12 protein-coding genes are annotated in these 14,412 nt (G+C 40.9%); 7 read left to right on the top strand and 5 right to left on the bottom strand.

The features are described from left to right. Positions 1-40: 40 nt before the first annotated feature. The 4 genes from J7E32_RS21145 to J7E32_RS21130 all read right to left on the bottom strand — a co-directional run bounded on the left by J7E32_RS21145 (position 41) and on the right by J7E32_RS21130 (position 4,984). Positions 41-697 (bottom strand): DUF4352 domain-containing protein, encoded by a 657-nt coding sequence (locus tag J7E32_RS21145; RefSeq protein WP_214911476.1) that lies wholly within the window; start codon positions 695-697, stop codon positions 41-43. Positions 698-763: 66 nt separating this feature from the next. After that, positions 764-2,149 (bottom strand): alkaline phosphatase, encoded by a 1,386-nt coding sequence (locus J7E32_RS21140; RefSeq protein WP_214911474.1) that lies wholly within the window; start codon positions 2,147-2,149, stop codon positions 764-766. A 138-nt stretch (positions 2,150-2,287) separates the two neighbouring features. Further along, positions 2,288-3,430, bottom strand: a complete 1,143-nt coding sequence (locus J7E32_RS21135; RefSeq protein ID WP_286183674.1) for a D-alanyl-D-alanine carboxypeptidase family protein — start codon at positions 3,428-3,430, stop codon at positions 2,288-2,290. Between the two features lie 360 nt (positions 3,431-3,790). Beyond that, on the bottom strand, positions 3,791-4,984 hold the full coding sequence (locus J7E32_RS21130; RefSeq protein ID WP_214911470.1) for a DHH family phosphoesterase: 1,194 nt from the start codon (positions 4,982-4,984) through the stop codon (positions 3,791-3,793). Between the two features lie 139 nt (positions 4,985-5,123). On the opposite strand from J7E32_RS21130, the gene J7E32_RS21125 reads away from it, so the two are divergent. From J7E32_RS21125 to J7E32_RS21110, 4 genes are all read left to right on the top strand, one after another. Continuing rightward, on the top strand, positions 5,124-5,573 hold the full coding sequence (locus J7E32_RS21125; protein ID WP_214911468.1) for a cupredoxin domain-containing protein: 450 nt from the start codon (positions 5,124-5,126) through the stop codon (positions 5,571-5,573). A gap of 344 nt (positions 5,574-5,917) precedes the next feature. After that, entirely contained in the window at positions 5,918-8,143 is a 2,226-nt protein-coding gene (gene pflB / locus J7E32_RS21120; protein WP_214911466.1) for a formate C-acetyltransferase, read from the top strand. Positions 8,144-8,223: 80 nt separating this feature from the next. After that, positions 8,224-8,964 carry a pyruvate formate-lyase-activating protein gene (pflA, locus tag J7E32_RS21115; RefSeq protein ID WP_214911464.1) on the top strand — a complete coding sequence of 247 codons (741 nt, stop codon included), beginning with the start codon at positions 8,224-8,226 and terminating at the stop codon, positions 8,962-8,964. An 89-nt stretch (positions 8,965-9,053) separates the two neighbouring features. After that, positions 9,054-9,779, top strand: a complete 726-nt coding sequence (locus tag J7E32_RS21110; RefSeq protein WP_214911462.1) for an urease accessory protein UreH domain-containing protein — start codon at positions 9,054-9,056, stop codon at positions 9,777-9,779. Positions 9,780-10,653: 874 nt separating this feature from the next. On the opposite strand, the gene J7E32_RS21105 is transcribed toward J7E32_RS21110, so the two are convergent. Beyond that, positions 10,654-10,974 (bottom strand): hypothetical protein, encoded by a 321-nt coding sequence (locus J7E32_RS21105; RefSeq protein ID WP_214911460.1) that lies wholly within the window; start codon positions 10,972-10,974, stop codon positions 10,654-10,656. Positions 10,975-11,156: 182 nt separating this feature from the next. Here J7E32_RS21105 and J7E32_RS21100 point away from each other — a divergent pair, with 182 nt between their 5' ends. The 3 genes from J7E32_RS21100 to abc-f all read left to right on the top strand — a co-directional run bounded on the left by J7E32_RS21100 (position 11,157) and on the right by abc-f (position 14,355). After that, the gene (locus J7E32_RS21100; RefSeq protein WP_214911458.1) at positions 11,157-11,444 is read left to right on the top strand and encodes a hypothetical protein; all 288 of its coding nucleotides are present in this window, start codon (positions 11,157-11,159) and stop codon (positions 11,442-11,444) included. A 21-nt stretch (positions 11,445-11,465) separates the two neighbouring features. Then, complete coding sequence (gene yidC, locus J7E32_RS21095) at positions 11,466-12,236, top strand: membrane protein insertase YidC (RefSeq protein WP_214911456.1); 771 nt, start codon at positions 11,466-11,468, stop codon at positions 12,234-12,236. 397 nt (positions 12,237-12,633) lie between these two features. After that, positions 12,634-14,355 (top strand): ribosomal protection-like ABC-F family protein, encoded by a 1,722-nt coding sequence (gene abc-f, locus J7E32_RS21090; protein ID WP_214911455.1) that lies wholly within the window; start codon positions 12,634-12,636, stop codon positions 14,353-14,355. Positions 14,356-14,412: the final 57 nt, after the last annotated feature.

The raw sequence follows: 14,412 nt of genomic DNA, 5'->3' as shown, positions 1-14,412 counted from the left end.
TAAACGGGGGCACAGTTCATACTTCATGGCTTCCTTGCTTTTATTGGCCTATTGATACAACGTGCTTTACAGGTTCTGCGATTTTCTTTTTATCCTGATCGACCAGTTCCCCTGACAGGATTTCCACTGTATCGATGTTATCAAGATCGTCCACAATAAAACCAAGATTCCCCTGCTTCTTTTGTCCAGCTAAAATCTCACCATGTAACTCTTCCAAGTAAAAGTCATCTTCCCATGTTTTATGAATTGAGTCATTGATATTCACTATTGCTAACGGCCCAAAACGATAGCTTTCCTTAGAATTGTTCTGTAATTCAACTCCAATTTTAACAAAATCAAATTCTTCTTCATGTGTATATGGATGGTAGAAATCAATCAGACTGTAATCAGGGATAAAGTGCAGCAATTTAACATCTTTTATGGTATAAACGATTCCATCCAGATTAAACGTTTTATTTACATCTTTCACTGCCTTAAGCGTTAACTCACCTTTATTGTCAGAAATAGAATCACCTGCCTTCTTCAGCGCGTAATCATCAGTCACTTGGGGATTAGGGACATATACATCCTGATTTTCAATCAGTTGTTGACTTCCAGCTGTTTCAGCAGCCTTTGTTTCTTTACTTGATTCCTCCTTGGCTATCGAACAGCCAGATAGAATAGATATAGCTATTATAAGCAGAAAATATCTTTTCATTTTGAAAACCCCTTTTCAGAAAATCTCCCGCGGTTCCAAGGCACCTGCGGGAGATTCTCAAATTAATTATTTTCTCTTTCCATTTTCTAGGATGTCAAAGATATTTTTCGCAATGTCAGTGTTGTCGATCTGTCCGTAAAAACGCTCTTTTCCAGGACCAAATGCAAACACAGGGACGTCTTCACCAGTATGCCCGCCAGTTGTCCAACCTGTGTTTGAACGCTTGTCAAAGATCTTTTCTATAGCATCATCAATGTCTCTAGACTTTTTGGTCGAAGCATCTTTTACAGATTGTATTTCCTCTGCAGTTAATTCAGGTAATTCCTGAGCTTTAAAGTCAATATACTTCCTTAAAGTTTCCTCCACTTCCGCGCCGTTAGCAATTTCCGCTGCCATGAAATCTGGAGTCCGCTTAGCAGCCTTGATAGGAGCGCCGAACCAGTTGTATATCCCATCAGCACCAATTGAATATCCACCTGTTGAGTGGTCGGCAGTCGCAACGACTATAGTATGCTTGTCCTTCTTGGCAAATTCGATAGCAGCTTTATATGCTTTCTCGAAATCTTCCATTTCACTCATTGCTGCAACGATATCATTGTCATGTCCAGCCCAGTCAACCTGGCTCCCTTCTACCATAAGGAAAAAGCCATCCTTATCTTTGCTCAAACGGTCGATTGCAGATTGGGTCATTTCTTCAAGGGAAGGCGTTTCTTCGTTGCGGTCGATCATCTTGTCCATTCCACGAGGGGCAAAAAGACCAAGTACTTTTTCATTACGATCCTTCATTAAATCTTGTTTATTTCCAATATAGCTATAACCATCCTTCTTGAATTCCTCAACAAGGTTCCTGTCAGCACGGACAAATAGATCTTTACCTCCACCTAATAGAACATCAACCTTATGTTCACCGTTGATTAGATCCTGATAATAATCATCTGCAATGGCATTCATGTTCTTGCGGCTTTCATCATGTGCTCCAAAAGAAGCCGGTGTGGCATGTGTAATTTCAGAAGTTGCTACAAGTCCAGTAGCTTTACCTTTTTCCTTTGCGGCTTCCAAAACAGTTTTCACCTCAGAACCGTCATTATCCACTGCGATCGCATTATTGTAAGTTTTGATTCCCGCAGACATCGCTGTTGCAGCTGAAGCAGAATCCGTTACGTTTTCTTCAGGATCTTCCGGATAAGTCATCTGATTACCTACCAGGTATTTGTCAAATTCGGTCCTCTCTGCTACTTCTGTTTCAGGATTGTCTTTCAAATATCGGTATGCTGAGGTATAGGAAACTCCCATTCCATCACCGATTAAGAAAATAACATTCTTAATTTCTGCACTGTTATTTTTTCCTTCATTTTTCGCTTCTGCATTGAATGCACCTACAAGGCTGCCGAACGCTACAGTTGAAAGAACAGCGATCGGGAGAATCTTCTTTTTAAAGTTTGCTTTAATCATTTCAAGACCTCCAGAAAAGTTATTTACTACGCCTTTTAATATACTAGGAAACTATTAATCTCTTATTAACACAATGTAAAAAAACATTGTGTTTATGTTAAGGCTCTTCACAAAAAAATAAAAATAGCAGATGATCACTCATCTGCTGCGGATTCTTCTTTTTTTCTTTTGTTTTCGGTTCATCACCCATCCAATAGCCGCCAAGACAAACAACGCTGCACCTAGCAAGGTATTCATAGACAGCATCCCGCTTTGCTCAGGTTGTTCTGTGGTTTGCTTCACTTCTGGTTTCTTCTCAATCAAAGGCTTTAATTCAACAGAATGAATCGTTTCACCGCTGCCGTTCTCAACTCTTAATACTCCGTCCTCATCAACTACTCGATTGCTTTCACCGTTAGGCTCAGTCAAGTAGAGACCTTCTCCCGCCTTGAATTTGAGATTGCCACTATTGAATTTCTCACCTTTCCTGATTTGAACTGAATGAAAATTAGCAAAGCCGAAATCAAAGAGTTTTGACGTATCTTCATAGATTTTCCGTTTATATTCTGATTTCAATAAAATGGCTGTCAACTGCAACTTCCCGTTATCTGCTGTAGTAGCAAGCGTTTGCTTCGACTGGTCCACAAAACCTGTCTTTCCGCCCGTTACTCCTTTGTAAGGGATTTCACCTTTTAGCATACGATGATGAGAAAGAATCGTTGTATCCCAAGACTCCCCATCCCACTCCATTTGTTTCGTGCCAAAGATCTCCCGGAAATCCGGATTCTTCATTGCATAGTTCAATATCAAACCAAGGTCCTTGGCTGTAGTAAAATGATTTTCATCAAACAAACCATGTGGATTGACGAAATGAGTATCCTCTACACCAATGTTTGTTTCCAGGAACTTATTTATATTTTTGGAGTAACTTTCTAAAGTACCGTCCAGGTGAATAGCAATTGCCAATGCGGCATCATTTCCTGAGTTGATCAGCATTCCCTGAACCAACTTCTTCAAAGACACCTGTTCACCAGCGTTTAAATATACTCTCGTGCCATCGATATTCTCAATTTCCTCACTAACTACGACCTGCTCATCCAAGTCAGCTGTTTCAATAGCATAAATGGCAGTTGCAATCTTTGTCAGGCTCGCAGGGTACATCTTTGTTTCTTCATTTTTCCCGAATAGTATGGCACCCGATTGGGTATCCATCAAAACAGCTGCCTCAGATGTTAAGACAGGTTCATCCGCTCTTGCTTTAACAAGTTCAGCAGAATCATTTAAATTTACAAATAACAACATTATCAGGGCTAAAAACTTCCTCATCAAACCACATCCAGTGTCCTATTCTCTCCAACCATTTTAACAGAATCTTGTCGAAAGATGTTTGGTGTTATTATTTTTTAATCAAACTGGAATAATCGAAAAAGTTTGTAAAGAATTAATCACCCAGCCAAGTCCGTTCTGCTTTTAAAAACAAAGGTGAAGACCTTAGGGAGTTGAATAAGCGAGGTTGTGGGGAACCGATGCGCAGTGGTATGAGAATATATATTAATTCAATAAAAAAGGTCACCAATAATGAACATCGGTGACCTAAATGTAAATACCTTATAAATCAATGGACCGGCAGTGACAGCCTCGCACGTCACCCGTAGGCCATACTCAATTCCTCCCGTTAAAAACGATATTTTCGAGATAGGAAATATATACGTCATCCCTGGCGAGTGCTGCTCCATAGTCTCTTTTCACAAAGCGTTCAGCTGCTTCAAAGCTGTCAAAGGGTCCATGGCGCTCTTTACTCTCCTGCTGAACAAAATACCGGGTTCCATCGGTATAAATCAGGTACAATTCCCGGTCACGATTTTCATACAGACATCCATTTTTCGATCCCTTTAGATTATAAGTATTTTTAAAAGCGTCCGGCTTGATTGGATCAAGCGGGAATGCTTGTTCAATATATCGGTTGTAAGCTTCCTTATTCATAGAGCATCCAGAAGCTTTGGCGTGTCCGCCCCCTCCAAATTCGCCAGCAACAGCAGAGACATCTACGTCATCATGAATTGTCCTGAAGCTTATCTTCTTCCCCCCCAAGTTCAAAATCGCTATATAGTCCAGATGTGGATACTCCTTGCCCAGCTCGTTCCCTAATTCCGAATGATAGGATTCTGCATGAACGACCCCGCCGTATAAACCATCATTTTCAATTTGGATAATTTCACGTTTTTTCCTCCTGATATATCGTTCGATCTTATCTTCTTCCATTTCAAGGAGCTTTTTTTCAAAATCATCATAATCAAAGTTATCCCCGGATTTGAGACGTGGTACCATCCGTTCTTCGAATTCTTCTATTGATACCATAAAAAATAAGTCATTTAGATTTTTTGCCTTGTAATTCTTAAGGATGTCCCAGTCCCAGGTATCATATTGCCTGACAAGCTCAACAAACTCATCAAGGGAGCCAGTTCTGACAAGATGATTTTCCTGTACTAAATATTCATATACCAGTGATGCCGCACTTGTCAGTGTCCCCGAGTCATCCTCTACTTTTACCATACCCCAGCTATATTCATTGAAATTCAATGCTGTTTTATGGTGGTCAATCAGCTTTGCCTTTCCCCCTTCTTTAACAAACAGATTGATTTTTTCAGTGACATCATGGTTGACAGATAAATCTGTTATGTAAAGGTGGTCTTCCTTTTTCATCCGGTCAATCATTCTCTCGAAATACTTCTCCACCTGAAAATTAAGTCCAGAGACAGAATTATATCTGATATCGGCTTTGTCACCGAATGCGAGCCTGAATAAAATCCCGCAGGCCACCCCATCCAAATCATTATGAGTAAATAAACGGTACATATTTGCCTCCTTGGTTTGTATCTAATCTATAGTTTGTTTTTGCCCTGATAATCTATTCAAGAGAATATCAAAAAAAGTAGACAAGTTCAGCAAGGGGACGAGCATAGATATTTATAGAGGATAGTAAGGAGGTGAAAACATGCATTTCTTTGTGTTAAAAAGAAAAACATTATATTTTATTGGCTTAATCGTTTTTATTGCCATCATCGGTTCTCTTTGGTTGAGTCTAAAGCCTGATGCCACTCCGGCAATAGGCGGACAAAATGAACAAATCCGCGAAATCCACTTGGTGACAGGCGAGTTCAAATCTACCACAGATGATGGCAAGGAAATCGAAGCATACCGATGGGATCCAGGAACAATCTTTTTGGAAAAAGGCGAAAAAGTTCGTTTAAAGATTCTAGGAGTCAACGGAAAAGAACACCCTTTCATCATTGAAGGAACCGATATAAAAGGCGTAGTGAAAAAAGGTGAGGAAACAGTCGTCCCTTTACAATTTGATAAAGAGGGGACCTACAGGCTGATCTGTCTGACACATCCTTCAGCTGAACATAATGGGCCAATGATCGCCTATATTGTTGTCGATTAGATAATCGGTATAATGTTCCGCATGGAATCACACTGAAACAGGATATTGTATCCTGTTTTTTCTTTTGCCGTAATTGACACAAAACATACATAACACTATAAACACAGTATTAATTTTCCTGATAGAATTATATATATAAAGAACTTCTTATATAACAGCACCAGGAAAAATCTACACAATTATAGAACAGTTTTAAAAACCTAATCTAAATACATCAACAAAACTCATATCAATATTACCTTGTTCATAATTTCACAAATATGTCACACTCAATCTGTTATATCCGTAGTATGATAAAAGTGTGGTAACTGTTATATAAACATCTACTTTAGAGGTGAATTTAAATGGAACAATGGAAAGGCTTTAAAAATGGTGCTTGGCAGGAAGAAATCGATGTTCGGGACTTTATCTTAAAAAACTTTTCTGAATATACCGGTGATTCCAGATTCCTTGAAGGGGCAACTGAGGAAACTCTTCAACTTTGGCAGCAGGTTATGGAATTAACAAAGCAGGAACGTGAAAATGGCGGTGTTCTTGATATGGATACCAAAGTGGTATCCACTATTACTTCCCATGGTCCTGGCTATCTTGATCAGAACAAAGAGAGAGTTGTAGGCTTCCAGACCGATCAGCCATTCAAACGCTCTATGCAGCCTTTTGGCGGTATTCGTATGGCGAAAGCAGCATGCGAGGCATATGGTTATGAACTGGATAAAGAAGTAGAAAAAATCTTTACTGACTTCCGTAAGACTCATAACCAGGGTGTATTCGATGTCTATACAAAAGAAATGCTCCAGGCTCGTAAAGCCGGAATCATCACAGGCTTGCCAGATGCTTATGGACGCGGCCGCATCATTGGTGACTACCGCCGTGTAGCTCTTTATGGCGTAGACTTCCTGATGGAGAAAAAGAAGAAAGATCATGGAACGACGAGCAGTGTCATGACTGAGGACACAATGCGCCTGAGGGAAGAAATTTCGGAGCAATACCGTTCATTGAATGAATTGAAGCAGCTTGCCCAGAGCTACGGCTATGATATTTCCAAGCCAGCATCCAATGCGGTAGAAGCATTCCAATGGGTTTACTTTGCATACCTTGCAGCAATCAAAGAACAGAATGGAGCAGCTATGAGCCTTGGCCGTGTCGCAACATTCCTGGACATCTATATTGAACGTGATCTGCAAAACGGTACACTTACTGAAAAAGAAGCACAGGAAATTGTCGACCATTTCGTCATGAAGCTTCGCCTGGTGAAATTTGCACGTACTCCTGACTACAACGAGCTATTCAGCGGTGACCCTACATGGGTAACCGAGTCAATCGGCGGTATGGCACATAACGGGCAATCGCTTGTAACGAAGAACTCTTTCCGCTTCCTTCATACACTTGATAACCTTGGACCGGCTCCAGAGCCAAACCTGACTGTGTTATGGTCCCCTGCCCTGCCTGAGAACTTCAAGAAGTATTGTGCTGAGATGTCAATCAAAACAAGCTCTATCCAATATGAAAATGACGACTTGATGCGCTGTGAATATGGCGATGACTACGGAATTGCCTGCTGCGTTTCCGCAATGGAAATCGGTAAGCAGATGCAGTTCTTCGGAGCACGCGCCAACCTGGCGAAAGCTTTGCTTTACGCAATCAATGGCGGTGTCGATGAAAAGCTTAAGATCCAAGTTGCTCCTGCTTTAAGCCCGATCACTTCCGATGTTCTCGACTATAAAGAAGTCATGGCTAAATTCGATACTGTAATGGAGTGGCTTGCCGGCCTTTATATCAATACTCTTAATGTCATTCACTACATGCATGATAAGTACAGCTACGAAAGAATCGAAATGGCGCTGCATGATACGGAAGTTTTACGCACAATGGCAACAGGAATTGCAGGTTTAAGCGTTGTAGCAGATTCATTGAGCGCAATCAAGCATGCAAAGGTAAAAGTAATCCGTGACGAAAACGGCATTGCCGTTGATTTTGAAACAGAAGGCGACTTCCCTAAATACGGAAACAACGATGACCGTGTTGACAGCATCGCAGTTGAACTTGTGAAAAACTTCATGACAAAGCTGCGCAAGCATCCGACATATCGCAATTCTGTTCATACGATGTCAATCTTAACGATTACTTCCAACGTCGTGTATGGTAAAAAGACAGGAAATACACCGGATGGAAGACGTGCTGGTGAACCATTCGCTCCAGGTGCCAACCCAATGCATGGCCGCGATACTAAAGGAACACTCGCTTCCCTGTCATCTGTTGCAAAGCTTCCATACAGCTATGCTTTGGACGGAATTTCAAACACATTCTCCATCGTGCCAAAAGCGCTTGGAAAAGATGAAGACAGCCGTACAAATAACCTAGTTTCCATCCTTGATGGCTACGCAATAAAAGATGGCCATCACTTAAACGTAAACGTGTTTAACCGGGAGACTCTGTTAAATGCTATGGAGCATCCTGAAGAATATCCACAGCTGACAATCCGTGTATCTGGATATGCAGTCAACTTCATCAAGCTTACACGTGAACAGCAAATGGATGTCATCAACCGGACCTTCCATGAAACAATGTAAATAATACAAGTGTACCGAAACAGGAGCTTCTCTCCTTTCCCATGGCGGGAACTCCTGTTTTAATGAAAGGAGAAATCATCATGATCGGAAACATTCATTCTATTGAAACTTTTGGGACTGTAGACGGACCGGGGATTCGTTATGTCATCTTCACACAGGGGTGCCTGCTGCGCTGCCAGTTTTGCCATAATGCAGACACCTGGGAGATCGGCACCGGAAAACAGATGTCTGTTTCCGAAATCATTGATGATCTGAAATCCTATCTCCCTTTTATTGAATCATCTGGAGGCGGCATCACTGTAAGCGGAGGTGAGCCACTATTACAAATCCCTTTTATTACTGAACTTTTTAAGGAGTGCAAAAAGCTCGGAGTGCACACCACTATTGATTCTTCAGGTGGATGTTATTCAACGGCCCCTCTTTTTCAAGAGCAGCTGGCTGAGCTATTGAATTACACTGACCTGATTCTATTAGATTTAAAACATATCAATAGAAAAAAACATATCAAACTGACAGGTATGGCCAATGATCACATTTTGGATTTCGCCCGCTTTTTATCTGATCATCAAGTTCCAATTTGGATTCGTCACGTTCTGGTCCCTGGGGTCACAAATGAAATCGAGGATCTCTCAAAATTGGGTGAGTTTATTGGGACACTGGACAATGTCCAAAAACTTGAAGTCTTGCCGTATCATAAGCTTGGTGTATATAAATGGGAAGCATTAGGGCTCGAGTACCCTCTTAAAAATGTTGAACCTCCTTCAGACGATGAAGTGGAGAATGCATATAAGCTGTTGACAGCCCATATAGCAGTGAAATAACAGCAGGATTCTCTCCTGCTGTTTTTCTCTGCATACATTTTGGATATATTTTTAGTATCATAGTGGTAATAGTTTAGTGGAGGTACTTTATGTATCAACTGTTTACAGAAATCAGTAATTTTCTGAGCGGACCATTTTTCACCCTTGTGAACCAGACTGAACAAATTCCATTATTGGCTAGCTTTTTGCTGGGTCTTGTCGGCGCTCTTGCTCCATGCCAGCTGACAGGCAATCTCGGTGCAATCACTTACTATGGCAACCGAAGTCTGCAAACGAAAGGCCAGTGGATCGAGATTATGTTCTTCATCCTGGGGAAAATATTCGTCTTTACACTGCTAGGCCATGCAGTCTGGCTAGCAGGCCAGAGTTTCCAGCAAATGTTGCCGGGCTTCTTTTCCTGGTTCCGAAAACTGATGGGACCTCTTTTCATTTTGATCGGCCTGTCACTTATTGGAGTCTTCGCATTTAATTGGATCAATCGCTTCACTTCAGTTTTGCCACAATGGACAGGCAATGGAAAAACAGGATCTTTTTTAATGGGGGTAAGCTTTTCAATCGCATTCTGTCCTACAATGTTTTCCTTATTCTTCTTTACACTTATGCCGATTGTCCTGAATACATCATACGGAGCAGTTCTGCCTACAGTCTTTGCCATTGGCACTTCCATCCCGCTGATTATCTTTGCTGCAATCATTTCCTACATCGGCCTGAACGGGTCATTGATGAAAAAAAGTCGCAAACTGGGTTCAGTGGTGCAAAAATTAGCAGGATACACTTTAATAATCGTTGGAATCTTTGATACAGTCACTTATTAGGGATTGTAATTTTTTTCACAATAACCAGCACTTTTGGCAGCTTGTTCGTCTTTTTTTGAAAAGCTGTCACAATAACGGGACTTTCTTGACAGCTTTGACCTCTTTTTCTGAAAAGCTGTCACAATAACGGGACTTTCTTGACAGCTTTGACCTCTTTTTCTGAAAAGCTGTCACAATAACGGGACTTTCTTGACAGCTTTTCCTCCTTTCTCTGAAAAGCTGTCACAATAACGAGCTTTTCTTGACAGCTTTGCCTCCTTTCCCTGAAAGCTGTCACAATAACGGGACTTTCTTGACAGCTTTGACCTCTTTTTCTGAAAAGCTGTCACAATAACGGGACTTTCTTGACAGCTTTTCCTCCTTTCTCTGAAAAGCTGTCACAATAACGGGACTTTCTTGACAGCTTTTCCTCCTTTCTCTGAAAAGCTGTCACAATAACGAGCTTTTCTTGACAGCTTTGCCTCCTTTCTCTGAAAAGCTGTCACAATAACGAGCTTTTCTTGCCAGCTTTGCCTCCTTTCCCTGAAAAGCTGGCACAATTACGAGATTTTCTTGACAGCTTTGTCTCCTTTCCCTGAAAAGCTGTCACAATAACGGGATTTTCTTGACAGCTTTGACCCCTTTCCCTGAAAAGCTGTTACAATTCCGAGACTTTCTTGACAGCATTGACCCTTTTTTAGAAACCCTGTCTAAATATCCTAATAATTACTAAGTCGTTCCGTAGCTAAGATAAATACGGAACTAAAGTTGATGACTAAGCAGATACCTATTCAAGAAAGCAAACAACATTTGAAATGCAATAATTCCAGCCTTCTTAACCAAATAACAATCTGTTATCAAAAAGCCATGGACGTCTAGTCCATGGCAATCCGTCTTATGCTATATTCATATTTTCCTTATATCCGGGCTCACAGTTGATGCACACAGCTTCATCGTAATCAACAGTGTTTACGTCCTCTGGATTGTACTCGATCCCACATAGTGGGCATTCTATCATTTCTTCTCCATCAAAACCTGCTGCTTCTGGAATGGAGTCATTGACCTTTAGCTCTCCCGCCCAAACGCCGCTTATCGTTGACATTTCATTTTCAATATATTCATTCGCTGCTTCTTCTGTTTCCCACACACCATGGTCCCACAGCATTTCGTCAGCGTCACCTGAATTAATCATTAGCCCATATACTACTTTTTTCATTATTTGCCACTCCTTTTCGGATTGGGAAGTTTGTTTTATATACATAGCCACTATTCTAACTTTTGAAACCCCCACTATTTAGGAAATGAAACCTTCTAAGCTTATTTCCGTATATATTATATGGATTGCTCTGAGTCGATTTTTCTAATATAATTAAGCAATAATTGAAAAGAGGTGATGACATGCTATTGGAAATATACGCTCAGTCCGTTGATGCAACCGCCGTTTACAGCGCTTATTTGACTTTGCTCATCAGCATGTCGATGTCCGTCTTCTGGTTATACCGTGACGCCTCTAATATCCAATCGTGTTTATTGCGGATCAAGTTAAAGCCATCCACTTCTCAAACAGCTTTTAACAATAAAGCTGAACTTGGTTTGAAGTTTCACCTTCAATTTCTTAAGCGAATAAAAATTAAAATCGATCCGGGTGATGAGGACAGTCATTTTTCTCCTTTAGTTGCTAACTAGATATAAATTAGGAGGAGAAAAATGAAAAAGCTTTTCACCATGATTATTGTTCTACTTATACCAGCACTATTAACTGGCTGCCAGGCGTTGACAAGCGAGGGATCGTTCTTCCAATCAACATTCATCAATCCCTTCACCTGGCTCATCAAGCTATTCGCCGGCATCACAGGCGAAAGCTACGGTCTGGCGATTATTTTGATTACAGTGCTCATCAGGCTGGTGTTAATGCCCTTAATGTTAAAACAGTACAAAAACCAGCAGAACATGAAAGAAAAGATGGAAGTCCTCAAGCCTGAAATGGATGAGATCCAGAAAAAGATTAAAGCCACTAAGGATGCGGCCGAGCAAAGAAAATTACAGCAGGAAATGATGGGACTCTATCAGAAGCATGGAGTAAATCCCCTTTCTGTTGGCTGTCTGCCGATGCTGGTCCAGATGCCAATCTTGATGGGCCTTTATTATGCGATTAGAGGTTCTGCCGAAATTGCCAGTCACTCCTTCCTCTGGTTCAACCTGGGACATTCTGATATTTGGATCACGGCAGCTGCCGGGCTGATTTACTACCTTCAGTTTAAGGTCTCGATGTCCAATGTAACGGAGGAACAGAAAAAGCAGATGAAGTTCATGGGGTTGCTGTCACCAGTTATGATTGTGATGTTTTCATTAAACGCCCCGTCTGCCCTGCCCCTTTACTGGACAGTTGGCGGGATGTTCTTGATTGTACAAACCTTACTGGCTAGAAAGGTCTATGCCCAAAAAGAAAGTCCAATTAGGGTTGAGAACCAAGTTTAATACATTAATGCCTGGGAAATTGCTGCACCCCAGGCTTTTTTAATGGAATTATATGGTTGACACCCTACTTTCCATCCAGTTATACTTTAAATTAATGATATCTGAAGGGAATGGTAAAGAGCCGATGAAATACTAATCTTATTTTCTGCCCGATTTTTCTAATATGAAAAACGTGTTGCCCGAAAATAGGATTAGTCTGCTCTTTTTGCCATTCCCAGTCGATTTTTAACCTGATCAAAGCATGTTGCCTTTTGGCGCAACTATGCTTGTTTTGTGGCGTTTAAATCTATTGTGAATGTATTGCAGAACCTTCCGGGTGACACCTGGGAGGTTTTTTTAAATGGATAAAATACTCACCTTCATTCAATAGTCACAAAACGAAAGGTGGAATTTTTTTATGACAATCATGAAAATAAGAGGTATTCAGAAGAGCTTTAATGAAAAACAAATATTGCAAAATGCTGATATTGAGATAAAACAAAAAAGCCGTATTGGACTGGTCGGCAATAATTGCGCCGGCAAGACTACATTGGCGAATATTATATACGGGAGCATCATCCCTGATAAAGGAATAATCGACACTTTTAACAGCAGCGTGAACATTGGCTACCTTAAACAATCCACTGAATATTCTATCCATGACTTTGAGGACACCTGTTTTCTTGCTGAAAACGGACTCTTTCAGCTTTCAAGTCAGTTAGGTCTTAACAAGGATATTGATTTGGCTGATCCTGATTGGAGTAAGTTAAGCGGCGGGGAAAAATTGAAAATTTCTCTTGCAAGTGTATGGGCAAGCAGGCCAGAACTTCTCATATTAGATGAGCCAACAAACCATCTTGACTTGCAAGGAGTAGAGTGGCTGATTGACGAGTTGAAAACTTTTAAGGGCGCCGTAATCATTATTTCCCATGACCGATATTTCCTCGACCGGACCGTGGCAGAGATTATCGAAATCGAGGATGGAGCAACAAAATCATTCAAAGGCAACTACTCTTCATACCGTCAGGAAAAAGAAAGATTATATGAAATTCAGCTGCATCAATATGAAATACAACAAAAACATAAACAACAAATTGAACAGCAAATGGCTAATCTTAAAAACTGGTCTGAAAAAGCTCACCGGGATTCGACGAAACAAGGTTCGGCCTCTGAAAGAAGACAAATAGGATACAAGGAATACCATCGTGTGAAAGCAAAGAAGATGGATAATCAAATAAAGTCAAAGATGAAACGGCTGAATCAGGAGCTTGAAAAAAATGAGATTAAAGCACCCCAGGAGGAAGCCAAGGTGCGCTTCGAATTTCAGGATAGCCGAAAGAGAGGAAAACGCATTTTAGAAGCCCGCGAGCTTTCCAAATCCTTCGGCAGCCGCTGTTTGTTTGAAGAGAGCCATTTTTATATGAATCACGGAGAAAGAATGGCTCTATTAGGTAAAAATGGCAGCGGAAAAACAACCTTCATTAAAATACTGCTTGGGCAAGAACCAGCTACATCAGGGGAAGTTTGGGTCAGCGAAACGATAAGGGTTGGTTATCTCAGCCAGGATGTTTCAGATCTCCCTCCCTTTAAAACGGCCCTGGAGTTTACTGGACTAACTGATAGAGAATCGATTGGCAGAGCGAGGACGATTTTTTCCAATATTGGACTTCCAGAAGAAAAACTCACAGTTCCAATCAGCCAGCTGAGTCTTGGTGAAAGAACGAGAGTAAAGCTAGTGATGATGCTTTTGGCAGAAATCGATTTGCTGATTCTAGACGAACCTACGAACCATCTCGACTTGGCCAGCAGGGAAAGTCTTGAAAAAACATTGCTGGATTTCAAGGGATCTATAATAACAGTCTCACATGATGTTTATTTTCAGGAGAAGATCAGCAATAAACTTCTATTGATTGAACACGGAAAGATTAGCAGGAAAGAGTATGGGATGAAGGAATTTAACAACCAAAACGCTTCTCCGATTGCAGAAAGTAAGGAAAAAGAAGAACAATTGATGGTTCTGCAAAATGAAATCAACGCCCTCATTGGCAGATTGTCTTTCATGGCAAAGGGTGAGCCTGGATATGAGCAGCTCGACAAGGACCTTACCGAGCTATTGAAAAAGAAAAGAGATCTATCATAATCTGTTCATAGCAAAATAAAAACTGCACCTGCAGAGGTTAGATTATGTGTCTAACAT

Source organism: Bacillus sp. ISL-55, from assembly GCF_018613155.1.
Lineage (GTDB): Bacteria > Bacillota > Bacilli > Bacillales > Cytobacillaceae > Mesobacillus.
Note: the sequence above shows the minus strand (reverse complement) of the source record. Positions and strands in the feature narration are given on the sequence as shown.